The sequence below is a fragment of the Bacillus sp. JJ1773 genome, from assembly GCF_036962035.1.
In the GTDB taxonomy this organism is placed as follows: Bacteria; Bacillota; Bacilli; order Bacillales; family Cytobacillaceae; genus Cytobacillus.
Map to the genome: position 1 here is coordinate 1 of NZ_JBALNX010000075.1, position 22,406 is coordinate 22,406.

Consider the following 22,406-nt stretch of genomic DNA (forward strand, 5'->3'; position numbering starts at 1 on the left):
GTTTCTTGGACAGCTTTCTATGTTTTTCCGAAAACCTGTCCAATAAATCAGGTTTCATGGACAGGTTTCTATGATTCCTCCGAGAACCTGTCCTAAAACCGGAAGCTTCACCTTATTTATTTTCATAATCCTTAATTTTGCCAACACGGTTTTCGTGGCGTCCGCCTTCGTATTCCGTTGTCAGCCATACCTTCGCAATTTCACGTGCCAGCCCTGGACCAATGACGCGTTCCCCCATTGCCAGCATATTGCTGTCATTATGTTCACGTGTTGCCTTCGCACTGAAGGTATCATGAACGAGTGCACAGCGGATGCCCTTCACCTTATTTGCTGCAATGCTCATCCCGATTCCAGTTCCGCAAACAAGAATCCCTTTATCAAACTCACCTTTCGCTACCTTTTCAGCAACAGGCAATGCATAATCCGGATAATCCACAGATGTTTCGCAATCACAGCCAAAGTCCTCAAATTCAATGCCCATTTCTGTCATGAGCCCTTTAATTTCCTCGCGAATTTGAATGCCGCCATGATCTGATGCAATTGCTACCTTCATATATAATCCTCCTATTTATCAGAAACACTAATTTTTTTAAGTATACTGTTATTTTGACATAAGAAATGAGAAGTGTGCAAGGGGACGATTTTGTGGGAGTAGTTAAAAAGAGAGCCCTCCTGAAACAGAAGACTCTCCACTACTAAATTTGAAATCTCGTAATTGTATTCTTTAATTTTTCTGCTTGTTCCTTTAGTTCATTGGCTAGATTTTCGACATTCGACATGACTTCGTTTTGCTGGTCTGTGGCTGTTGCCACTTCCTGAGCACCTGCAGAGGTTTCTTCTGCAATCGCTGCTACCTCTTGAGATTGTGTGGATGTATGTTGAATGCTTTCCATTTGACGGTCGACCAAATCGGTAATGGCTGAAACGAAGGAAGCCATTTCGTTGACGGTTTTCGTCATTTCCTCGATGACTATATTCGTTTCTGTCCCTTTTTTCGCTTCATTGTTAGCGGTCTCGACTTGCTCAGAAATTTGCTTAACGACATTTTGAACCTCAGCTTGGATATTCGAAATTAATTCAGAAATTCCTTGAACCGCGGTTGCACTTTCGTCAGCTAACTTTCTTACTTCCTCCGCGACAACGGCAAATCCTTTCCCATGCTCCCCGGCACGCGCTGCTTCAATGGAAGCATTTAGGGCAAGTAGATTCGTCTGAGCGGCAATGTCACCGACAAGCTGAATAATCTGCTCTACTTTTCTAGCATTCTCCTCTAAACGAATAACCGTTTGCAGAGATTCCTGATTTTCATTGGCAAGCTTTTCAATGCCTGATACGAGAGAATGAATCACCTTTTTCGAATCATGAAGATCCTGAACCATTTCACTCGAAACGGATACAGAAGCTCTCGCTTTCTCTTGAACCTCTTCCGCGATGCTAATTACATCTTCAACTAGTTCCGCAGTAGACTGAATCGCAATCGCTGAATTGTCAGCTCCAAGTGAGATTTCATTGATCGTTCGAGCAATGGAATTAGCTTGCTCTGCCGCATAAGAGGATTCCTTGGAAATCGCGATTACCTTATCATTCGTTTCGCGAAAGTTCTCATCAATTTTTTGAACCATTTCCCTTAAATTCGCAAGCATGTCATTAAAGGCAACCCCAAGTGAGCGAATTTCATCATCAGATTTCGCTAACTCCACATCCTCTTGAATATCCCCTTGCGCAGCTTTTAATGCCATTTTCTCTAGCTTTTGCAATGGCTTTATAATGAAGCCCGCAGCAAAAAAGGCCAAAATCGCCGACCAAATAATGCCTAAGCTTAATGTAATAACGCTGAAAAGGACCTCATTAAAAGGCAATGAATTTTTGATCATTGGGTATAGGAAATAAATAAAGAATGCACTTGTTGAATACGTAATGATGGCTAAAATTGTAATAAAACATACAAGTTTCTTTCTCAACCCAAATTTGTATCTTTGCTTTTCCCCCATTATGCTCCCCCTGAAAAAAATATTTGCTTTATAATTTTTTTATTATTTCCGATAAAGCTATTTTCATCTCATCGAAGGTTTTTCGATACATTTCAACGGGACCCCCGAAAGGATCTATGATATCCAGGTCCCCATCATTTCCGGCAAATTCCTTCAACGTAAATGTTTTTCCCGAGGCATTTGGAAACATCCGAGTGACTGCGGCCTTATGGCTTTCCGTCATGGTCAAAATACAGCTTGTCCAATTCACTAGGCTTTCGTTGATCATGGCAGCTTGATGATCCATGCCGATTCCTTCTTCCGCCAGAACCGTTCGTGTATGTTCGGACGCATCGCTTCCATCTTGAGCATAAACGCCTGCAGATTTCACCTCTACACCAGAAATCCCCATATTCCTCAAAATGGCCTCAGCCATCGGGCTCCGACATGTGTTCCCCGTGCACACAAATAAAATTCGAGTCATAGCTGCGCCTCCTTTCATTCCATTATAAGCCAAAGTTCCCAGATTCAATAGTATTGTATGTGAAAAATTTTTATAATAATTAGAAAAACCATACATTGAACGGGGCTATGTTAGCTTTTTGCGTCTTCACCCCTCAATACGCTTACATTGAATGACCCTATGTTAGTGTTTTGAGACTTCATCCCTCCAAACGCTTACATAGAACACTCCTATGTTAGCTTTTTTTCGCTTTATCCATCTAAACACTTACATTGAACGGACTAATGTAAGCCTTTCTCGACTTTATCCTTCCAAACGCTTACAATGGAAAATCTTTTTTGGGAGACAACAAATAAGAAAGGATAGTCACCATCCTTTCCGAAAAGATTGTTTATCAAATCCGTACGAATCCGCAGCGCTGCTCTCTACCCCAATAGCAGCTTAATCCCAAACGCAAAAAGAATGCTTCCGCCAAGGGCTTCACTATAAGTGCCGAGCCAACCCTGGACCTTTCTGCCTATGAGCAGGCCGAGCCACGTTAGGACGGTAGCGGTTACGCCGAAGCTTGTCAAAACTAACAACGTTTTGGCCCCGTAAATTCCTAGGGTTAAGCTAACAGAAAAGCTGTCTAAGCTAACACTGAAACCAAAGAGCATTAAGCCTAGTCCCACTGGCGTAATCATGCTGCTTTTTTCCTTCTGGAATCCTGACCAGACCATTTGTATACCTAATATGAGCAGGAGCCCGCCGCCGACATAGGTGGCAATGGCACCGAATTTTTCTGATAACAATCTCCCTGCAATTATTCCAAAGAGAGGCATCCAAACATGGAAAAAGCCGATGGTCATTCCAATTTTGAATATTTGTCTAAGGCGGAGATTATACATGCCCATCCCCAAGCCCACTGAAAAAGCATCCATCGCTAGAGCGAATGCCATAATCGTAAGTGTTAGTATTTCTCCGAATAAATCTACCATCATTTCTCCTCCTTGGACTTGCTATTCCAACATATGCACGTCCAAGAGGATTTAGAATCGAAAAGCGATAAAAGGTTGGGAATCCTCCTCAATAACGAGGGTCCTGACCATAGCTTCCTAAAAAAAGCGGGACTAGTAACCCGTATCAGCGAACAATAGGTCAGTTCCCCAAACCAAAATGGACCGAGTGACCCAACCTAGCGAGGGGTTAGGCCACATCCCCCGGGGAAAAATAGACCCCATGACCACAAAAAAATGAGACGAGGTCCTATCCCTCATCCCATTAAATTACGCGATGCCCCGCTGCCTTCAAAAGGCGGTTCATGACGGCAACGCCGACTCCTTCATTCGGGAACATTTCGCTATAGATAATATCTGCGTTTGTATTGTTGAATTTCCTTAATGCTTCATATAAATAGCTCGCAACGGTTTCAAGATTTTCCCGTTGTCCACAAGGTACGACATAGTCCGCTTGATAGAAGGCTTGGTTTTCCACAGTTGTTAACACCCCAACGGTCAACCCCTCCTCCATCTTCTTATCCACAAGCGTCTGGATAAACTCTCTTGATCCATCCACTAAATATAGTGGTGCATCTGGAGCATAGTGGCGGTATTTCATTCCCGGAGATTTCGGCGCCTGACCTGCATCCAGGAGCGCTGCATCAACGGACACTTCACCAATTACGGCTTCTATCTGTTCCTTTGTCACTGCACCCGGCCGCAAAATAACGGGGATTTCTTCTGTGCAATCCAATACGGTCGATTCCACACCCACACCCGTTTGACCACCGTCCACAATTCCCGCAATCTTCCCGTTTAGGTCCTCCCACACATGCTCAGCGGCTGTCGGACTTGGCTTTCCTGAGCGGTTTGCACTCGGTGCGGCAATCGGAAGGCCCGATCTCTTTAGGATGGCTAACGCAACAGGATGATCCGGCATACGAACAGCAACTGTGAATAACCCTGCTGTCGCCTGATCTGAAAGCATTCCCTCTTTCTTTTTAAAAATAAGGGTAAGCGGACCTGGCCAGAATTCCTTTATCAATAGCTTAGCCTGATCTGATATGTCCTCCGCAAAATCATTAAGCTGTTGGTCCTCCGCAATGTGGATAATCAGTGGATTATCACTCGGTCTTCCTTTAGCTGCAAAAATTTTCGCTACAGCCTCGCTATTTTCCGCGTTTCCACCTAAGCCGTAAACCGTTTCTGTCGGGAATGCTACCACTTCATTATTTTTTAAAAGGTCAGCAGCCTGTGCGATTTGTGGATAACTTTCGAGATCATCCACATATTTATCCACTGACCATCTTTTCGTATTCATAATGCTCCACCTTCTTTTGGCACCTTAATATCGTAAAAAAAATCCTTTGTTTACTTGTTTTATATGTTAATTACTTTTGAAAGTATAAAAGAAGATGGAGGATAACTCAAGTATTATCCACAATTTGTGGATAGATAACTCGAATTTGTGCATAACTTCGCCAATATATCCACATTTTACAGGGATAATGTCAAAAAGAATGAGTTGTCCACAGTTAAAATATGTTTTACATGGTCGGATTCATAGAGCTCCTGTGGCAAACTCAGCTTATTCACTTCTTTAAAACCTAGCAGCTGAAAAAAGGCCAGCGAGTTTTTTTTATTGGAGGAGAGGTAAAGAGATTGCAACTTCCTGTCTCTTGCTAACATTAGGATCTGCTCGAAAAGGACGAACAGTTCGTTTTCAGACATATCCTTTGTCATGGCAAGGGAACGGAGCAACCCTATTGTCCCTAATGGCTCAATCCCAAGCGTTGCTTTCACATTCCCCTGATCATTCTCCATGATTAAAAAATAATCGATGGATTCCGCTAGTCCATCTGTATTAAGTTTCGCCTCTGCCAAAAAACTTGTTAATCTCTCAACATCCTCCGCCACTGCACATCGTATGAAAGCAGCCATCGTTCCACCTCGTTCATCATATTCTATTATTGAACTACTCACCACTTAACACCCCTTAAGGGTTGATTGAAGTGGGAGATTCCTAAGAACACCAGCGTAACCGCTAGTTATTGATTAGGCGATCCCCGCAGTCCCTGCGGTTAGAAGTCTTATTGCTTCATTTTTTAGATTCAAACTTGCGTTAATATCTCGATCGTGGTGGGCATTGCACTCTGGGCACTTCCATTTACGCAATCCGAGATTTTTAACGTCTTTATTTTGAAAGTGACAATTTGAACAAAGTTGACTTGAAGCAAAGTTTTTGGCAACGGTTACGATTTGTTTTCCATACCATTTCGCCTTGTATTCAATCATGGTTTTAAATTTTGACCAAGATACTTCGCTTATGGCTTTGGCAAGATGACCATTTTTAAGCATGTTACTTACCGACAAATTCTCCATTCCGATTATGTCGTGGTTTTTGACAATGTCAGTGGAGATTTTATCTAAGTAATCCTTTCGTGTGTTTGTAATTTTTTCATGGATTCGTGCTACTTTGGATTTTGCCTTGTACCAATTAGCTCCGCCTATCGTTCGTCTGCTCATAATTTGTTGGGCTTTAGCTAGCTTTTCTTCTAAGGTGCGGAAAAATTGTGGATTGGGGTAGATTGTTCCATTAGATAGTATGGCAAAATCTTTGATGCCAATATCAATGCCAATAGCAGAGTTTGTTTTTGGCAGTTCTGTCACTTCGGTTTCAGTTGCCAAAGAAACAAAAAATTTTCCCGAAAGATTACGTCTAATTGTTACACTGATAATGCGACCTTCGACTTCACGACTTTTAGCAAGCTTAACAAAACCAAGTTTTGGCAACTTGATTTTGTTGTCAACGATTGTAATATTACCGTTAGTATGCTTGGTTGTGTATGCTTGAACAGGATTCTTTTTAGACTTAAAGCGAGGATACTTATTTTGCTTTTTGTAGTAGCGATCATAAGAAACTGCTAAGTTTTCAACTGATTTTTGCAAAGCAATACTATCTACTTCTTTTAAAAATGGATAATGCTTTTTAAGTTCAGGAAGTAATTTTACCGTTTTGTATTTATTTAGGTATTCGCCTTTCCAATTATTAATTGGAAATTGCCCATTCTGCTTCATTTCTTCAACAACGTACCAATAAGCGTCTTTTTCTTTTTGTTTGCCTAGAAAGAAATTGAACACAAATCTCGAACAACCAATAGTTTTGTTAATGAGTTCAGTCTGTCTTTTGTTTGGATAGATACGGAACTTATAGGCTTTGTTGACAAGCAAGATATCCACCTCACCAGATAGGAACATTTGTTCCCACCTTACCATAGTAAGGGCATTTTTGCTAGCAACAACCTACATTCATCACCCACCTACTTATTAGGCTTTACCTTTCACATTCCTCGAGGTGGAAGTCTTCTTCCAGAAAAAAAATTCATCCCACTCTGTTCTATTAAGTATGTAGAAACTTACTATATTCATATGAAAAAATAGAGATAGTAGAACTATTCTTATCCGAAAATTTTCTCCCAAAGCTCAACTAAGAAAAATTTAACTTTCACAGGCTGTTCATCCTCTTCCGTATAGACTGGAGGTGCCTTCTCTTCTTTCTCCTGCTTGTTTTCTGCAGCCGCCGCTTCTTTCGTTCCATCTTCCTCAAATCCATCACTTACCGCTACCCCATTTGAGAAATCGAGGAAGCAAAGCGGCGGGAATAATACGCACCACCAGTTAGCTCCTTGCGCGTCACCAAGTGAAATCAGGATGGCTTCATATTCACCTGCTGGATAAAGGAATTGCCCGTAAAGCTTCGTTGGAAAGTCTACCTTGCCGAAATTCACCTTGACCTCTTGTTCTGATTGGTTTTCCGCTGCCACTTCTTCTGCGATTGCTTGAATTTCTGGCAGCTTGGATCGAAGTAAACTTCTTGCCTCATCAATAGATGTTAATTCTGCTACCCATTTAGTAATTTCCTCATTCACCGCGTCTCTCACCTGACGCTTTAGTACTTGATCAGCTTCTCTATCACTATTTGCTAGAATTCTAAGACGTATCGCCTCATTTGGAATGACAAGCTGGTCGTCCGCCAATGTGTCACTTTGTGGTATATATAAACTTAAAATAGTTCCAATACATAAGATAATCATATATAAATTTACCGCTGTTTTTGTTTTCATATTCTCCACGCCCCTTCACTAACTCATTGTGGTCAAGGAGCCTAAATCTTAAACTAGTAAAATGAAAAAGTTTACTTTTAACATCAGCAAAAAATAACATTTTTCAGACACAGAAAAATGGATTGACGAATGATTGTGTGAAGACTATATTTTGTTTGATAGGGAAATGATTAACCATAAATGGGGATTCTTTCATTCTATTAAAATTTTATCTCAACCGATTTAGAAGGGATTATCCCTCGGGCCAACGACTTTTTAATTAAGCCATATAAGCCTAGCGAGCTACCGGAAGCGACCCATCAAACCCTGCTGAAAACCGGTAAAAAGGGATAAATTTTAGTGCCTGAAGAACAGAATACATAAATCAAGGAGCCCTTAGAATTTTTCTAAGGGCTTTTGATTTGGGATTGTGCTGATTTTTTGGGATAGCGTTACTCTGGGCCTTTATGGTGAGAGTTTTGGGCTTGGACTGGCAGAAACACTCACTATAGAGACTTCATGACGAGCGTTTTGACCTTGGACTGGCAGAAACACTCACTATGGAGCCTTCATGAGGAGCGTTTTGACCTTGGACTGGCAGAAACACTCACTATGGAGGCTTCATAACGAGTGTTTTGATCTTGGATTGACAGAAACACTCACTATGAAGTCTTCATGACTAGCGTTTTGATCTTGGTTTGGCAGAAACACTCACTATGAAGACTTCATGACTAGCGTTTTGATCTTGAACTGACAGAAACACTCACTATGAAGTCTTCATTACAAGCACTTTGGGCTCGAAATCAAAGAAACACTCACTATGAGAGCACCCGTTTCCCTAAAATCCAACCTCCGCAAATACCATTCTGTCCTTCCCGTTTATATCGTAAACCGTCTCCACTTTCGCTTGAGGAAAGGCTTGTTTTAGCAGACTAGCAACAGCTTCACTTTGACCAGCCCCTACCTCAAAACCTATTAACGCCTGTTCACGGGCAACAAGCGGGAGCTCCTCCGCTAGCCTTTTATAAATATTCAGACCATCAACTCCTGCAAACAGTGCCCGATGCGGCTCGTGCTCAGTTACAATCTCTGACATCCATTCAATATCGCCATCCGGAATATACGGGGGGTTGGAAAGAACAATATCAAACCGCTCGCCACTCTCGATAAAGGGCTTCAGAAGATCACCTTGGATAAAACGAACATTCGCACCAAGGTGATGGGCATTTTCCTCCGCTAAAAGCAGAGTTGGTCCATAAATATCTGTCGCGGTTACAGCTAATTCAGAGTTCTCAAGCTTTAACGTGACAGCAATAGCGCCGCTCCCTGTCCCGATATCCGCCAATTTAAGACCCTCCTGCATTCCAAAAAGTTCCCCGATTCGCTGCAGCGTATGATATACAAGCTCCTCCGTTTCCGGACGAGGAATCAGAACATCCTCATTCACTTTAAAATCCCGCCCATAAAAGGATTCGAAACCAATAATATATTGAACGGGCTTGCCCTCACTATGAAGAAGCACCGCCTTTTTAAAATCTTCGAAAACCTGCGCCTCCACCTCTTCACGCAGGCTAGCTAAAAAATTTGACCGGTCCATTCTCATATAATGCTGCAATAATATTTCTCCCGCATTGTCATCTCGATTTTTTTCTTTTAAAAAAGAAGAAGCCCACTGGAGGGCTTCATAGACTTTCATAGCTTGATTACTCATTTGATGCACTTTCCAGCTTAGCTGACTGTTCTTCAACGATTAACGCATCAATCACTTCATCCAATTTCCCTGAAAGAATTTGGTCAAGCTTTTGGATCGTTAATCCAATGCGGTGGTCTGTTACACGATTTTGCGGAAAGTTGTACGTACGGATACGCTCAGAACGGTCTCCGGTACCAACTGCGGATTTACGGGCCTGATCATACTCAGCCTGTGCTTCCCGTTGGAATTTATCATAAACACGCGCACGTAAAACTTTCATGGCTTTTTCTTTATTCTTAATTTGCGATTTTTCATCCTGGCAGGAAACAACTGTACCTGTTGGAATATGTGTTAAACGAACAGCTGACATTGTGGTGTTAACACTCTGTCCACCTGGTCCACTTGATGCAAATGTATCAACACGAACATCTTTATCATGAATTTCAATTTCAACTTCCTCTGCCTCTGGTAATACCGCAACCGTTGCCGTAGAAGTATGGATACGACCGCCAGATTCTGTTTCCGGTACACGCTGTACGCGGTGAGCGCCATTTTCAAACTTCAATTTTGAATAAGCGCCGTTTCCGTTAATCATAAAAATAATTTCCTTGTAGCCGCCCACTCCAGTTGAGTGTGTTTCAATGACTTCCGTTTTCCAGCCTTGTGTCTCAGCAAAACGGCTGTACATGCGGTATAAATCTCCGGCAAACAAGGCAGCTTCATCTCCGCCTGCTGCTCCACGAATTTCCATAATGACGTTTTTATCATCGTTCGGATCTTTCGGGATTAAAAGAATCTTTAAACGAGCTTCTAATTCCTCGACCTTGTCTTCCAGCTCATCAAGCTCTTCCTTTACCATTTCACGCATTTCCGCATCTAGCTTGTCATCAAGCATAGCTTTCGCATCTTGATACTGCTCACGAACACCCTTATATTCACGATAAGCTTCAACAGTCTCTTGAATATCTGACTGTTCCTTCGAGTATTCACGCAATTTTTTTGGATCATTAACAATTTCCGGATCACTTAAAAGCTCATTTAATCTTTCATAGCGGTCCTCTACAGATTGAAGACGATCAAACACAGCATTTCACCTCTAATTTCCATAACACTTCGGAGTATTATTTCCGAGCTATATCTATTCAATACGTTTACGCTAAAAGCAGCGATTCACGCTTATTCACCAATAAAGTCCATAACATTCTAATTATAGTATAGGTGAAAGATGAGGTCAAAAATAATTTGGAAAAAGAAATAGAAAAGGCTACCGTTTCAAGAACGATAACCTCTTTGGAAAATATATTATGCGATATTAATCAAAGCAGTAATGGATTTTTTGGTAGGCAGAACGCATATCAATGACTTGTTTGCGAACATTCTCAACCGTATCCCGATCCTCCAGCACACTGACAATATAGTCTGCGATGATCTCCATCTCCGCTTCCTTCATGCCAAGGCGGGTAATTTCAATCGTTCCAATGCGCAAGCCGCTTGGAAAATCCCAATCCTCGGGTTTATCACTTGGAATCAGATTTTTATTCGTAATGATATTCGCCTTTGCCAGTTTATGAGCCACATCAAGCCCGCCACCGAACTGTTTTACATCCAAAATAACTTGATGAGTTTCGGTAAAACCTTTATGGGCTCCTAGTACTGTAATGCCTCGATCATGCAATGCTTTTGCCAGCGCCTTGGCATTGGCCACAATTTGCGCCATATATTCCTTCCCAAATGCCAGGAATTCAGCTGCTGATGCCGCCAATGCTGCTACACGGTTCACTTGGTGAGTGGCAGCAAGTGCTGGGAAAATCGTATCGCAAATTGGCTTCGTTAGCTCAGGATCATTCCAGACAATAATTCCGCTCTGTGGTCCGCTGAATGTTTTTCCAGCTGAGCCTGTCATAACACAGGCACCCTCGTTTAATGGATCTTGGAATTGTCCACCGCCGATAAGGCCTAGCTGATGGGCTCCATCGAAGAAGATTTTCCCGCCCCATTCGCTCACAATATCAGACATTTCCTTCAGCGGGAATGGGAACAGCGTCATGGACGCACCGAGCGTCACGAGCTTAGGCTTTACCTCCCTCGCCACCTTGGCAAACTCATCGATATTCACAACGAGATCAACAGGATCCATCGGAACATCGTAAATGTTCAAACCGCGAATTCCCGCAGGTCCATCGTAACGATTACTGGAATGTCCGCCAAATGGCTGAGCAATTGTTAAAATATTGTCCCCAGGCTTCGTTAACGCAGCATAAACCGTCATATTCCCGATCATACTTGCTACGAGGCGATGATCTGCGTAATTACTATTAAATACCTTTTTCAGCAATTCCACACATAATGATTCAATTTCATCTATATATTTCGTTCCGGAAAACCATCTTTGTGTTGGTCCAATATGACCCTCAGCGGCTCTTGTTCCCACTTCAGAAGCTAATAATTGCCTTACAGTTGGGCTTGTCGGCGCCTCAGGGGCCAATAAATTCAGACACTCCTGCCCTCTCCAAATGGCATTCCGGTCGACAGCATCAATAATTTCCTTCTGGATTAATCTCGCAGAAGAGCTTTTTTCAATAATATCCTTTGCCCAATCTAATACCTTTGAGTCATGAACATCATAATTTCCAGCCGTTGTGGTAAGTGAAGTCATTGCCGTTCCTCCTAAATTTGTAATCTAGTTCAATCCCTTTACAAAAAGCACAACATTCTGACTGATTATCGTATGAAAACTCAGAGCTGCATTGGAACATATTATTTAATTGGGAAATCTAAGCCCAAAACCAATATATCGCATATCGTTCAAACAGTCAATGTCATTTTTCTGATTATTTTATTTTTTCTAATATTTATTTTCAGACTTTTATGAATCACTAAAAGGTTTTATAGGACATGAAATTCTGGAAAACAACAATTCATGTCCTTTAATTACGTTTTATAGGACATAAAATTTTGGAAAACGCCAATTCATGTCCTTTAGCTACGTTTTATAGGACACGAATTGCAAGAATTAAATTAGTATGTCCTTTAACACTGGAGCCCCCCGTTTTTGTCCTCTTGAACCAGTTAATGAACTAGAAAACTTAATCTCTTTGAAAAAAGCAAAATAAAAAGAGTATAACGGCTGTTATACTCAAAAAGTGCATCATTCACTTTATTCCGCATCTCCGACTAATAGCCTTCCTAGACTCAGCCAATTTTCTTCTAACAGTGAACTGGCTAGGCTTGCATTTTTAGTTCGGCAGGCAGAAATGATTTCATCGTGCTCCGCAATCGATTTCATTCCATCAAGAGAACTAAACTTTGAAAATTCCAGTCTCCGAACCTTCGACATAATTCTTTCTAATGCCAGGCTTATTTCCTGATTCCCGGAAGCTAATAACAGAATCGCATGAAATTGGTCGTCTGCTTCCACTGCATCTAAAACATCTTTATTTTCTAATGCCCTTTTTAACTGAGCATTGCTTTCTTCCATTAGTTGAATATCTTCTTCCGTAATAGACGGTACTGCCAGACGTGCAGCTAACCCATGCAGGGCTGCAACAACGGTAAACGCGCTTTTCGCCTCCTCCAAATGAATTTCCGTAATTCGAGTTTGCGAGCCAGGCAATGATTCAACAAGGCCTTCATCCTCCAGCCTTTTGAGTGCTTCCCTCACAGGCGTTCTGCTAACACCAAACTGTGTGGCTAAATCCTTATCCATAATCCGCTGGCCAGGCTCTAATTCCAATGTCACAATGGCTTTCTTCAATGACTCATATACTTGATCTCTTAAAGCAGGGCGTGCAATCGTTTTAATTATCTTCATAAAACCAATATATCAACCTTGTATTTGTCTGTCAATTTAAGCATGACGGGCAAAGGCATCCTTATGAGTTTTTGCTTAGCTAGATTTATATCTTATCGCCGGTACCTTTAACGGTTTTTCCCTGTTGGAAACATAGCTGTGCAGAACCAATCCTGCAATGACCAATAGAATGCCGATCCAAGAAATAAACGAAGGAACAGGTGCTGATAAAATGAGCATCTCACCCGCTACGGCAAATAAAACTTCAAATGATTGCGTTGCTTCCACGGCTCCTAGCTTCTGCATATCCCCTTTTACTAAATCCGTTGCCTTGAAAAAAAGTACTGTAGCAATCACTCCAGAAAACAATGCAACTAGAAGTGATTGAAAGGTTTGTCCCGTGCTTGGCAGCCCAACAGTTGCAACTCCATATAAAGATAAAAGCAGCCAGAACGGCAGGCTTGCTAATGTCATCCCTAGCACCCGCTGATAAGCATCTAACCGATTTCCGCAAACCTCCATCATTTTCCGGTTCCCTAATGGATAGGCAAATGAGGCAATAATGACCGGCACCACCCCTAACAAGAGCATTTTTCCAGAAAGATTGCTTGCTTGCTCTAGCTGCATGAATACAACACCTAGAAGTATGATCAATGACATCGACAGACCGATAAGCGGAATTTTCCCTCTTACTTTAATAGGGCCGTTTCGTGTTTGTTTTGTTTCGAAAAATAATGGAGCGAGAAGTGAGCCCGATATGATCGTCACTTGCCATGTTCCGGCAATCAGCCATCCTGGTCCATAGGCCGCCGCAAAGCTTATAGGGGCGTAGAAAAGTCCAAATCCGATCAAACTCCATAGAAGCCAGGCGCCCGGATTCTTTTTCATTTCAATCAAAAGTGGCTTTAAATTCCTCCTGATCACGACAATAGCAATAAGAAATGGCACCATAAATATATATCGTAACGAAGCACTCCAAATCCAGCTTCCCCCTGATAGCTCCATTGATCGATTCAAAACGAATGTAAAGGCAAAAAAGAATGCTGCAAAGATACCTATTATGATAGGCCGCATGATGTTCTCTCCCCAAAATTTGAAATATTATGTTAAATTCATATAACTAATATATCGCATTTCGGTTTTTTATCAACTGTTTTTTAAAAGATTGAGGGAGATTTTTTTTGTACTAATCTCAATAGTTGAAGAAACTTGCGGACATACAATCCGCTATTTTCATTAAAAGATCCTTTCAAGGGGCTTTGCGGACACTAAGGACGTTATTTACATAAAAGCGCTAGAATATCACTGCTTTTTTACAAAATAAAGGAACCTCTGTCCGTATACATAAGGAATTAACCCGTTTTGTCACAGATAACGGAACTGGTGTCCGCCAAGATGACAATCCACAACAAAAAATACCCTGCTGCAACAGCAAGGCATTTTACCTTCGATCTTCTTGAATTTTTATTTCAATATGATAGCGAGGCAACGCATGTTCTAGCTTTTTTCGGAGATTAGACGCTTCCTTTGTTCTTTGGCTATCTGAGAGCATGCCTTTTTTATAAGCCGTGACCCACATATCATCACCGTTTATCCATACGGGGCCAGAACGGTAGCCATCTATGGCATCGATGACCTGGCGCGCTTGATTAATTTCTGATTGCTGATTAACCCTATTCGTTCCTGTCGTATTAGGAAAATTAGGATTTTGTTCATCCATTGTCCAAGCCCTCGTATTATAGTCCTGATCATCATTTCGGGTAGAAACATTTCTAAACCCATCTTGATCCTCATTCGGACCGTAAAGTTTTTCGACTCCACGATTAAAATTCGTACAGCCCGCCGATAATACAAGAAGCATCATTATAATAAACCATCTTTTCATCACTTACACCTCCATCTATAGCATGTCCACTATACCGGAGATTCCACCGCCCAATTTCAGCCAAAAATTCCCCTCTAAAAATTTGCCAAAGCCAGTATATCCGCCAGTTCCATCAGGATATCCGCCACCGCCTTCCCCATAAACAAAAAAAAACTGCCTGAATCTCTTCAGACAGAATTAAGTATTTTATAAAACCTGTTTAGCCTGCTCTTCACCCAAAATTTTCGGTGACTTTGGCACTTCATGATGATGCCGGCACCGTGCTTCGTATGCTTCAGAAGCACCAACCAAAATAACAGGATCATCATAGGAAGCGGGCTCCCCGTTTATTAATCTTTGCGTACGGCTGGCTGGTGAGCCGCAAACCGCACAGACTGCTTGGAGCTTAGTCACTAATTCAGCAATGGCCATAAGATCTGGCATTTGGCCGAATGGCTCGCCGCGGAAATCCTGATCGAGGCCTGCTGCAATGACACGATGGCCGCTATTCGCTAGATGCTGAATCACCTTTACAATTTCCGAGTCAAAAAATTGAACCTCATCAATAGCAATGACATCGATATCAGAGTGAATATGTTTGAAAATCTCTGTAGAATTTGAAATCGGTATAGCTGTAAAGGCTGTCCCATTATGGGAAACGACCGCTTCTTCACTATAGCGGTTATCTATTTGCGGTTTAAACACGACAATTTGCTGTTTCGCAAATTGCACTCTGCGTACCCGGCGAATCAGTTCTTCGGATTTTCCAGAGAACATGCTCCCGCAAATCACCTCTACCCATCCATGATGCTTCATGACATACATAGAAGGCCTCTCCTCCTTAAAAACAGTGCAAATTATGCTGTAAAATTGAAATAAAAAACAGGCAAGAAAGAAAACTTGCCTGTTTTGGTTTTTTTATTATTGTTGTTGCTTAATGCCGTATTTTTTGTTGAAACGGTCAACACGTCCGCCAGCTTCAGCGAATTTTTGACGACCTGTGTAGAATGGATGGCATTCAGAACAAGTTTCAACACGGATTTCCTTTTGAACAGAACCCGTTTCAAATTCATTACCACATGCACATTTAACGATTGCTTTATTGTAATTTGGATGAATTCCTGCTTTCATTCTTTTCATCTCCTTCCGCCCTGAATCATACTGAGACAGAGTTATATATTACGGGTCAAATTAGATGACCGTATAATCTAAAGCACACTGGAATTATTATAACAAGGTCAACCCCATTTTGCAATATTTGATTTCCTATATAAAGAGAGAAAAATTATCCACTAAATGTTTCCCCTTTTTCACTCTTTTCGGTGGAAATTGGGGAAGCTTATCGGCTTTGTTTCCAATTTCCCACTCTTCCTAAGAAGAATCTGAAAACTAATGACTTGTTTCCAATTTTCCCATCCAAAGAGGATCTCCTACTAGTGAGAACGCTTCGACTTCATTTCTTCTGCCAGATTTGCAAAAAAGTCTTCATTTGATTTCGTCTGTCTTAGCTTGCGCAAGAACTTCTCAGCAAAATCTGGTGAGTCTGACATGGATTTCCGAATCGCCCAAAGCATGTCCAGCTGTTCCTTCTGGATAAGAAGCTCTTCTTTACGCGTTCCGGAACGGCGGATATCAATCGCTGGGAAGATTCTTCTTTCCGCAAGTGAACGATCAAGATGAAGCTCCATATTCCCAGTCCCTTTAAATTCCTCGTAAATAACATCGTCCATTCTGGAGCCTGTATCGACAAGAGCAGTTGCTAATATGGTTAAGCTGCCGCCTTCTTCAATATTACGCGCCGCACCGAAGAAACGTTTTGGACGGTGGAAGGCTGCCGGGTCAATCCCCCCTGACAGCGTTCTGCCGCTCGGCGGAATAACAAGGTTATAGGCCCTTGCCAATCTCGTAATACTATCCATTAGGATCACAACATCGCGCTTATGCTCGACTAGGCGCATCGCACGTTCAAGGACAAGCTCCGCCACTTTAATATGATTTTCAGGAACCTCATCAAAGGTTGAGCTCACAACATCTCCCGCAACAGAGCGTTCAATATCAGTTACCTCTTCCGGGCGCTCATCAATTAAAAGGACGATAAGCTCCACTTCAGGATGGTTCGTTGTAATGCTATTAGCAATTTCTTTTAAAAGCATCGTTTTACCTGCTTTAGGCGGAGCGACAATTAAACCACGCTGTCCAAATCCAACTGGTGCCAGCACGTCCATAATTCTCGTAGAAAGATGCCTTTGCGTTGTTTCCAGCTTCATGTGGCTGTCTGGATATAACGGCGTTAAAGCAGGGAAATGCACGCGCTCCTTCGCGGTTTCCGGGTCGTCCCCATTAACAAGTTCTACTTGAAGCAAGCCAAAATACCGTTCATTCTCTTTCGGAGGACGAACTTTTCCAGAAACCTTATCCCCATTCCTTAAGTCAAAACGGCGGATTTGCGAAGCTGAAATATAAATATCCTCAGAGCTTGGTGAATAATTGATCGGCCTTAAAAATCCAAAGCCCTCTGATTGGATAATTTCCAGGACACCTTCCATAAAGAAGTATCCTTCCTTCTCTGCTCTCGCCTTTAAAATCGCAAAAATTAATTCTTTCTTTGTTAATTTGCTGTAATAAGAAACTTTATATTCACGGGCAAGCTCATAAAGCTCTTTTAACTTCATATTTTCTAAACTGGATATATTTAATCCCATAATGACACCACACTTTTATTTTTTCAAACTCTTCCCCTAAAAAATTGAAATCCGTCAACTTAAGAAACAATAAAATAAAACGGGAAAAATATGATTGAGGTAAAACTAAAACTAGTATTATATATAATTAAACTTGAGGATAAATCAAAAAAGGAGCCCATTTAATCCTACAACTTTGAAAGGTTATTTTTTTGAGGCAGCTTTATTGGAAAAACTTAAAAGCACTCCCCATAGGGGCCTGTATTAACTATATTTTATTTACAATTAGGAAACAAGTCAATTTTGGCAGGAAATAAGAGGATTCGGCCTGGCAAATTCATGGCCAGACCTTTTTACTTCTTTATCCTCTTCATTTTTAGCTTGGGAATGTGACTTCCCAATGGAATGAACTAGCATTCTGAAGATATTATCGCAGATTAACGGGCTGTAGACCCCCACTTCTAGTAGTTGAGTAAAACAAAAATTTCTAAGCGGGGGATCAACAGCCGGTAAAGGCTCACTTTATCCAATGACTAGGTTTGGTTTTTTCGTTAAACTATGACGTCCTTCAATGAAACGGACTGTTCCGGATTTTGCACGCATAACAACAGTATGAGTAGACCCGTACGTTCCTTTAAATTGTACCCCGCGAAGAAGCTCTCCATCTGTCACTCCCGTTGCAGCAAAGATGGCATCATCGCCTTTTACTAAATCCTCCATAAGAAGAATTTTGTTTACATCAAGACCCATTTTCTTGCAGCGCTCGATTTCAGCATCGTTCTGCGGAACAAGCTTTCCTTGAATTTCTCCGCCTAGACATTTAAGTGCTACCGCGGCTAAAACGCCCTCTGGTGCACCGCCAAGTCCGAAAAGAATGTCAACTCCGGTATGATCAAATGCTGTGTTAATCGCACCAGCCACATCCCCGTCATTTATCAATTTAATTCTAGCTCCCGCTTCACGAAGCTGAGCTACAATGTGACTATGACGATCACGATTTAAGACCGTTGCAACCACATCTTCAATGTCTTTATTTTTCGCCTTTGCTACAGCCTTCAAGTTATCGATGACTGAAGCATTAATATCAATTTTCCCTACAGCTTCAGGGCCAACCGCGATTTTGTCCATATACATATCAGGAGCGTGAAGCAAATTGCCATGATCCGCTACAGCCAATACGGCCAGAGCATTCCAGCCTCCTGATGCCACGATATTCGTGCCTTCAAGTGGATCTACTGCTACATCTACACGCGGACCGTAACCAGTACCAAGCTTTTCTCCGATGTAAAGCATTGGCGCCTCATCCATTTCCCCTTCGCCAATGACAACGGTTCCCTTCATTGGTACGGTATCAAACACATTTCTCATAGCTGTTGTAGCTGCATCATCTGCTTCATCCTTTTTCCCGCGTCCCATCCAGCGGGCCGATGCTAAGGCTGCCCCTTCTGTTACACGGACAAGCTCCATTGTTAAACTGCGTTCCATCCTTTTTCCCCCTCAAATCTCTGCTGTTCCACATCTATGCAATAAATTCGAAAATGCCTTTGGGACCCAGAGGACCATTAGGCATCTTCATCTATTAATCAGTAAGTTAAGCATTTTTCATTTGTTCCAGTTCTTCTTTTGTTAAATTTTCTCGCCATATGGTTGCCCCAAGGCCATTTAACTTTTCTACAAGATGGCTGTAGCCTCTGTCAATATGCTCAACTCCGGTTACTTCCGTTATTCCTTCCGCCATTAGCCCAGCAATGACTAGTGCGGCGCCGGCTCGTAAATCACTGGCCTTCACTTTGGCGCCCTGAAGCTTGACAGGTCCGTGAATAATCGCCGAACGGCCTTCCACCTTAATATTCGCATTCATTCTTCTTAATTCATCAATATGTTTAAAACGGGCACTATAAATGGTGTCCGTCACCATACTTGTCCCATCTGCACTCGTTAATAAAGACGTAAAAGGCTGCTGCAGATCTGTCGGGAAACCTGGATAAACAAGTGTCTTAATATCAACGGCTTTTCTTTTCCCTACCGGATGTATATAGACATGATCATCCCCTGTTTCAATCTGAGCACCCATTTCTCTTAATTTCGCAATCAGTGACTCAAGATGCTGAGGGATCACATTATCAATGGTCATTCCTTCACCCACAGCTGCACCAAGTAACATATACGTACCCGCTTCGATACGGTCCGGGATAATGGTGTGCTGGCAGCCATGCAGCTGGTCTACCCCATCAATTCGAATAACATCTGTTCCAGCACCCTTAATTTTTGCCCCCATATTCGTCAGCAAAGTGGCTACATCAATAATCTCCGGCTCTTTTGCCGCATTTTCAATGATCGTTCTTCCTTTAGCTCTAACAGCTGCCAGCATAATGTTGATGGTCGCCCCAACACTGACAACATCCAGATAAATTCGAGCCCCTCGCAGTTCATCCGCCCGCAGGTAAATCGCTCCCTGCTCATTGGTTACAGTTGCGCCAAGGGCCTCGAAGCCTTTAATATGCTGATCAATCGGTCTCGGGCCAAGATGGCATCCACCCGGCAGACCAATCACTGCTTTTTTGAAACGGCCTAGCATGGCCCCCATTAAATAATAAGAGGCACGCAGTTTCTTTACTTTTCCATTCGGCAAAGGCATGGAAATCATCGAGGAAGGGTCAACTTTCATATCTCCATTAGTAAAGCTGACGGTCCCTCCAAGTTCTTCAAGCAGTCCTTTTAAAATTTGCACATCCGAAATATCTGGCAGCCCTTCAATCGTGACAGGCGAATCAGCTAGAATCGTAGCCGGAATCAATGCCACTGCACTATTTTTTGCTCCGCTAATTCGAACAGTTCCTTTTAAAGGGTAACCGCCTGCAATCATAAGCTTTTCCATTTTTAGCTCCCTTCTACGCCGTAAAGTATATGAAAATCGCTGCGTGGGTAATGAAATGTTTGCATTCTTCTTGAACTATGTAGGAATTATTTAGCTTGTCCTTTGCTTTACGAATTGAACTGAAAACAGGTCGCATCCTGTTCATTCCGACATGATCCTTATCTTCTAGTTTACACGAAAAAGCCATTCCCATGTGTGGTTATGAAAATAAAGTTTCCATTCGTTCATCGTCTGCTAGCGCTTGCTACTAACACTTTACCCCAAATTGGCCATTCGTAAAACCCAATTTTTTGTAAAAAATGAGTACCCTTCCATTTACAATCAAAAATATTCTTTAACGAGAATTCCAGTCAGCAAGAAATGCTTCAATTCCTTTATCCGTTAGCGGGTGTTTAAATAATTGCATAATTACTTTATACGGGATCGTTGAAATATGAGCTCCTCTTAAAGCGGCATCGGTTACGTGCTGAGGATGACGAATGGATGCTGCAATAATTTCCGTCTTAATGTCATGGATAGCAAATATATCTGCAATCGTAGAAATTAAATCCAGCCCGTTATGGCCAATATCGTCTAATCGGCCAAGGAAAGGAGAAACATACGTTGCCCCTGCTCTTGCTGCCAGCAGCGCCTGGTTAGCACTGAAAATTAACGTGACATTTGTTTTGATGCCTTCTTTTGAAAAAGTATTAACAGCCTTTAATCCATCTGGCGTCATTGGGACTTTAACTGTAATATTAGGCGCAATAGCCGCTAACTCGCGTCCTTCTTTTATCATGCCTTCTGCGTCTAAGGCGATAACCTCTGCACTTACTGAACCTGGGACAAGCTCTGTAATTTCTTTAAGTCGGTCATGGAAAGAAACATTCTTCTCCTTCGCCACCAATGAAGGGTTAGTCGTAACCCCATCTAAAATACCTAATGCATGTGCTTCTTTAATCTCATCCATATTCGCTGTATCGATAAAAAATTTCATTATATTTCCTCCTCAAAATAATAAATTTCCTGTTATCCAACAAATGAATCAAAACCGCCTCTATCCTAAAGGCGGTTTCATTAAAAAATCTCCACTGCTATTAAGCCTTTCCAGAAGAACCAAACTCGCGCATTTTTCCAATAACGGTTTCCTTAATGGCCTCTCTAGCAGGTCCTAAGTATTTGCGCGGATCATACATCTCCGGATTGGCTGCTAATACCTCACGAACACGCTTGGCAGAAGCAATTTGATTCTCTGTATTTACATTAATTTTGGCCGTTCCTAAAGAAACCGCTCTTTGAATATCTTTCGTTGGGATTCCCGTTCCGCCGTGCAGAACAAGTGGAACGCCTGTTAGCTGGCCGATTTCTTCCATTTCAGCAAAACCAAGGTTTGGTTCCCCTTTGTATGGACCATGAACGGATCCTAGCGCAGGAGCAAGACAGTCAATTTTCGTTCTTTTCACAAGCTCTTCACATTCTTTTGCATCCGCGTAGATAACGCCATCCGCTACAACATCATCCTCTTGTCCGCCAACAGTCCCTAATTCGGCTTCCACTGACACTCCGCGGGCATGCGCATATTCCACTACCTTTGAAGTGGTTGCCACATTTTCCTCAAAAGGATCATGAGAAGCGTCAATCATGACAGAAGTGAAGCCAGCATCGATGGCTTCTTTACATTTATCGAAGCTTGATCCATGATCTAAATGAATCGCTACAGGTACTGAAATTTTATAATCTTCAAGTAAGCCTTCTACCAATTTTACAACGGTTTTGAATCCGCCCATATAGCGTGCTGCCCCTTCGGACACACCAAGAATAACAGGGGATTTTTCTTCCTCTGCCGCTTGAAGAATCGCTTGAGTAAACTCAAGATTATTTAAGTTAAATTGACCTACTGCATAGCCCTCCGCTTTTCCCTTGTTCAGCATGTCAGTCATTGATACTAAAGGCATTTTTCTTCCTCCTTCATCATCATCGCTTCTAATTTTCACAGGATAAGTGTTCC

21 protein-coding genes and 1 pseudogene are annotated in these 22,406 nt (G+C 42.0%); all 22 read right to left on the bottom strand.

The window, feature by feature from the left end:
* Positions 1-112 precede the first annotated feature (112 nt).
* Complete coding sequence (gene rpiB / locus V7127_RS20235) at positions 113-553, bottom strand: ribose 5-phosphate isomerase B (protein ID WP_335344848.1); 441 nt, start codon at positions 551-553, stop codon at positions 113-115.
* Positions 554-695: 142 nt separating this feature from the next.
* Positions 696-1,643 carry a methyl-accepting chemotaxis protein gene (locus V7127_RS20240; protein WP_438824046.1) on the bottom strand — a complete coding sequence of 316 codons (948 nt, stop codon included), beginning with the start codon at positions 1,641-1,643 and terminating at the stop codon, positions 696-698.
* Positions 1,635-1,991 (bottom strand): annotated as a pseudogene (locus V7127_RS25955) (HAMP domain-containing protein); the annotation flags it as partial. The gene V7127_RS20240 and the pseudogene V7127_RS25955, both read right to left, overlap by 9 nt.
* 28 nt (positions 1,992-2,019) lie before the next feature.
* The gene (locus V7127_RS20245) at positions 2,020-2,454 is read right to left on the bottom strand and encodes a low molecular weight protein arginine phosphatase (protein ID WP_335489002.1); all 435 of its coding nucleotides are present in this window, start codon (positions 2,452-2,454) and stop codon (positions 2,020-2,022) included.
* A 404-nt stretch (positions 2,455-2,858) separates the two neighbouring features.
* Positions 2,859-3,410, bottom strand: coding sequence for a manganese efflux pump MntP (locus tag V7127_RS20250; protein ID WP_335489034.1), 552 nt, complete (start codon positions 3,408-3,410; stop codon positions 2,859-2,861).
* A 283-nt stretch (positions 3,411-3,693) separates the two neighbouring features.
* Entirely contained in the window at positions 3,694-4,731 is a 1,038-nt protein-coding gene (locus tag V7127_RS20255) for an L-threonylcarbamoyladenylate synthase (protein WP_335489005.1), read from the bottom strand.
* Positions 4,732-4,907: 176 nt separating this feature from the next.
* On the bottom strand, positions 4,908-5,393 hold the full coding sequence (locus V7127_RS20260; RefSeq protein WP_335489007.1) for a GNAT family N-acetyltransferase: 486 nt from the start codon (positions 5,391-5,393) through the stop codon (positions 4,908-4,910).
* A gap of 72 nt (positions 5,394-5,465) precedes the next feature.
* Positions 5,466-6,641 carry an IS200/IS605 family element RNA-guided endonuclease TnpB gene (gene tnpB / locus V7127_RS20265; RefSeq protein ID WP_335489037.1) on the bottom strand — a complete coding sequence of 392 codons (1,176 nt, stop codon included), beginning with the start codon at positions 6,639-6,641 and terminating at the stop codon, positions 5,466-5,468.
* A gap of 227 nt (positions 6,642-6,868) precedes the next feature.
* On the bottom strand, positions 6,869-7,534 hold the full coding sequence (spoIIR, locus tag V7127_RS20270; protein WP_335489009.1) for a stage II sporulation protein R: 666 nt from the start codon (positions 7,532-7,534) through the stop codon (positions 6,869-6,871).
* A gap of 817 nt (positions 7,535-8,351) precedes the next feature.
* Positions 8,352-9,224, bottom strand: coding sequence for a peptide chain release factor N(5)-glutamine methyltransferase (gene prmC / locus V7127_RS20275; RefSeq protein WP_335489012.1), 873 nt, complete (start codon positions 9,222-9,224; stop codon positions 8,352-8,354).
* On the bottom strand, positions 9,217-10,290 hold the full coding sequence (prfA, locus tag V7127_RS20280) for a peptide chain release factor 1 (protein ID WP_335489015.1): 1,074 nt from the start codon (positions 10,288-10,290) through the stop codon (positions 9,217-9,219). The genes prmC and prfA overlap by 8 nt, the downstream gene beginning before the upstream one ends.
* A 228-nt stretch (positions 10,291-10,518) precedes the next feature.
* Positions 10,519-11,862: a serine hydroxymethyltransferase gene (glyA, locus tag V7127_RS20285; protein ID WP_335489018.1), complete on the bottom strand. Its 1,344-nt coding sequence runs from the start codon at positions 11,860-11,862 to the stop codon at positions 10,519-10,521.
* Between the two features lie 501 nt (positions 11,863-12,363).
* Positions 12,364-13,017: a GntR family transcriptional regulator gene (locus tag V7127_RS20290; protein WP_335344250.1), complete on the bottom strand. Its 654-nt coding sequence runs from the start codon at positions 13,015-13,017 to the stop codon at positions 12,364-12,366.
* A 75-nt stretch (positions 13,018-13,092) separates the two neighbouring features.
* A complete protein-coding gene (locus tag V7127_RS20295; RefSeq protein WP_335489021.1) occupies positions 13,093-14,070 on the bottom strand; it encodes a DMT family transporter in 978 nt (325 codons plus the stop codon).
* A gap of 367 nt (positions 14,071-14,437) precedes the next feature.
* Entirely contained in the window at positions 14,438-14,881 is a 444-nt protein-coding gene (locus V7127_RS20300; RefSeq protein WP_335489024.1) for a hypothetical protein, read from the bottom strand.
* A gap of 186 nt (positions 14,882-15,067) precedes the next feature.
* Positions 15,068-15,685, bottom strand: coding sequence for a thymidine kinase (locus tag V7127_RS20305; protein WP_335489027.1), 618 nt, complete (start codon positions 15,683-15,685; stop codon positions 15,068-15,070).
* A gap of 96 nt (positions 15,686-15,781) precedes the next feature.
* Positions 15,782-15,991, bottom strand: coding sequence for a 50S ribosomal protein L31 (gene rpmE / locus V7127_RS20310; RefSeq protein WP_315669110.1), 210 nt, complete (start codon positions 15,989-15,991; stop codon positions 15,782-15,784).
* A 302-nt stretch (positions 15,992-16,293) separates the two neighbouring features.
* A complete protein-coding gene (gene rho, locus V7127_RS20315; RefSeq protein ID WP_438824044.1) occupies positions 16,294-17,562 on the bottom strand; it encodes a transcription termination factor Rho in 1,269 nt (422 codons plus the stop codon).
* A 501-nt stretch (positions 17,563-18,063) separates the two neighbouring features.
* Entirely contained in the window at positions 18,064-19,026 is a 963-nt protein-coding gene (gene glpX, locus V7127_RS20320; RefSeq protein WP_315666571.1) for a class II fructose-bisphosphatase, read from the bottom strand.
* 106 nt (positions 19,027-19,132) lie between these two features.
* Positions 19,133-20,419, bottom strand: coding sequence for a UDP-N-acetylglucosamine 1-carboxyvinyltransferase (locus tag V7127_RS20325; RefSeq protein ID WP_335344254.1), 1,287 nt, complete (start codon positions 20,417-20,419; stop codon positions 19,133-19,135).
* A 334-nt stretch (positions 20,420-20,753) separates the two neighbouring features.
* Complete coding sequence (fsa, locus tag V7127_RS20330) at positions 20,754-21,395, bottom strand: fructose-6-phosphate aldolase (RefSeq protein WP_335344255.1); 642 nt, start codon at positions 21,393-21,395, stop codon at positions 20,754-20,756.
* Between the two features lie 100 nt (positions 21,396-21,495).
* The gene (locus V7127_RS20335; protein WP_335344256.1) at positions 21,496-22,353 is read right to left on the bottom strand and encodes a class II fructose-bisphosphate aldolase; all 858 of its coding nucleotides are present in this window, start codon (positions 22,351-22,353) and stop codon (positions 21,496-21,498) included.
* Positions 22,354-22,406: the final 53 nt, after the last annotated feature.

Coding starts and splice junctions, on each gene's coding strand:
- V7127_RS20325 (WP_335344254.1), bottom strand. CDS start 20,419: ATGGAAAAGCTTATGATTGCAGGCGGTTACCCTTTAAAAGGAACTGTT.
- V7127_RS20245 (WP_335489002.1), bottom strand. CDS start 2,454: ATGACTCGAATTTTATTTGTGTGCACGGGGAACACATGTCGGAGCCCG.
- V7127_RS20290 (WP_335344250.1), bottom strand. CDS start 13,017: ATGAAGATAATTAAAACGATTGCACGCCCTGCTTTAAGAGATCAAGTA.
- V7127_RS20300 (WP_335489024.1), bottom strand. CDS start 14,881: ATGAAAAGATGGTTTATTATAATGATGCTTCTTGTATTATCGGCGGGC.
- rpmE (WP_315669110.1), bottom strand. CDS start 15,991: ATGAAAGCAGGAATTCATCCAAATTACAATAAAGCAATCGTTAAATGT.
- rpiB (WP_335344848.1), bottom strand. CDS start 553: ATGAAGGTAGCAATTGCATCAGATCATGGCGGCATTCAAATTCGCGAG.
- V7127_RS20295 (WP_335489021.1), bottom strand. CDS start 14,070: ATGCGGCCTATCATAATAGGTATCTTTGCAGCATTCTTTTTTGCCTTT.
- spoIIR (WP_335489009.1), bottom strand. CDS start 7,534: ATGAAAACAAAAACAGCGGTAAATTTATATATGATTATCTTATGTATT.
- glpX (WP_315666571.1), bottom strand. CDS start 19,026: ATGGAACGCAGTTTAACAATGGAGCTTGTCCGTGTAACAGAAGGGGCA.
- V7127_RS20255 (WP_335489005.1), bottom strand. CDS start 4,731: ATGAATACGAAAAGATGGTCAGTGGATAAATATGTGGATGATCTCGAA.
- V7127_RS20335 (WP_335344256.1), bottom strand. CDS start 22,353: ATGCCTTTAGTATCAATGACTGACATGCTGAACAAGGGAAAAGCGGAG.
- fsa (WP_335344255.1), bottom strand. CDS start 21,395: ATGAAATTTTTTATCGATACAGCGAATATGGATGAGATTAAAGAAGCA.
- glyA (WP_335489018.1), bottom strand. CDS start 11,862: ATGACTTCACTTACCACAACGGCTGGAAATTATGATGTTCATGACTCA.
- V7127_RS20305 (WP_335489027.1), bottom strand. CDS start 15,685: ATGTATGTCATGAAGCATCATGGATGGGTAGAGGTGATTTGCGGGAGC.
- rho (WP_438824044.1), bottom strand. CDS start 17,562: ATGGGATTAAATATATCCAGTTTAGAAAATATGAAGTTAAAAGAGCTT.
- V7127_RS20240 (WP_438824046.1), bottom strand. CDS start 1,643: ATGCTTGCGAATTTAAGGGAAATGGTTCAAAAAATTGATGAGAACTTT.
- V7127_RS20250 (WP_335489034.1), bottom strand. CDS start 3,410: ATGGTAGATTTATTCGGAGAAATACTAACACTTACGATTATGGCATTC.
- prmC (WP_335489012.1), bottom strand. CDS start 9,224: ATGAGTAATCAAGCTATGAAAGTCTATGAAGCCCTCCAGTGGGCTTCT.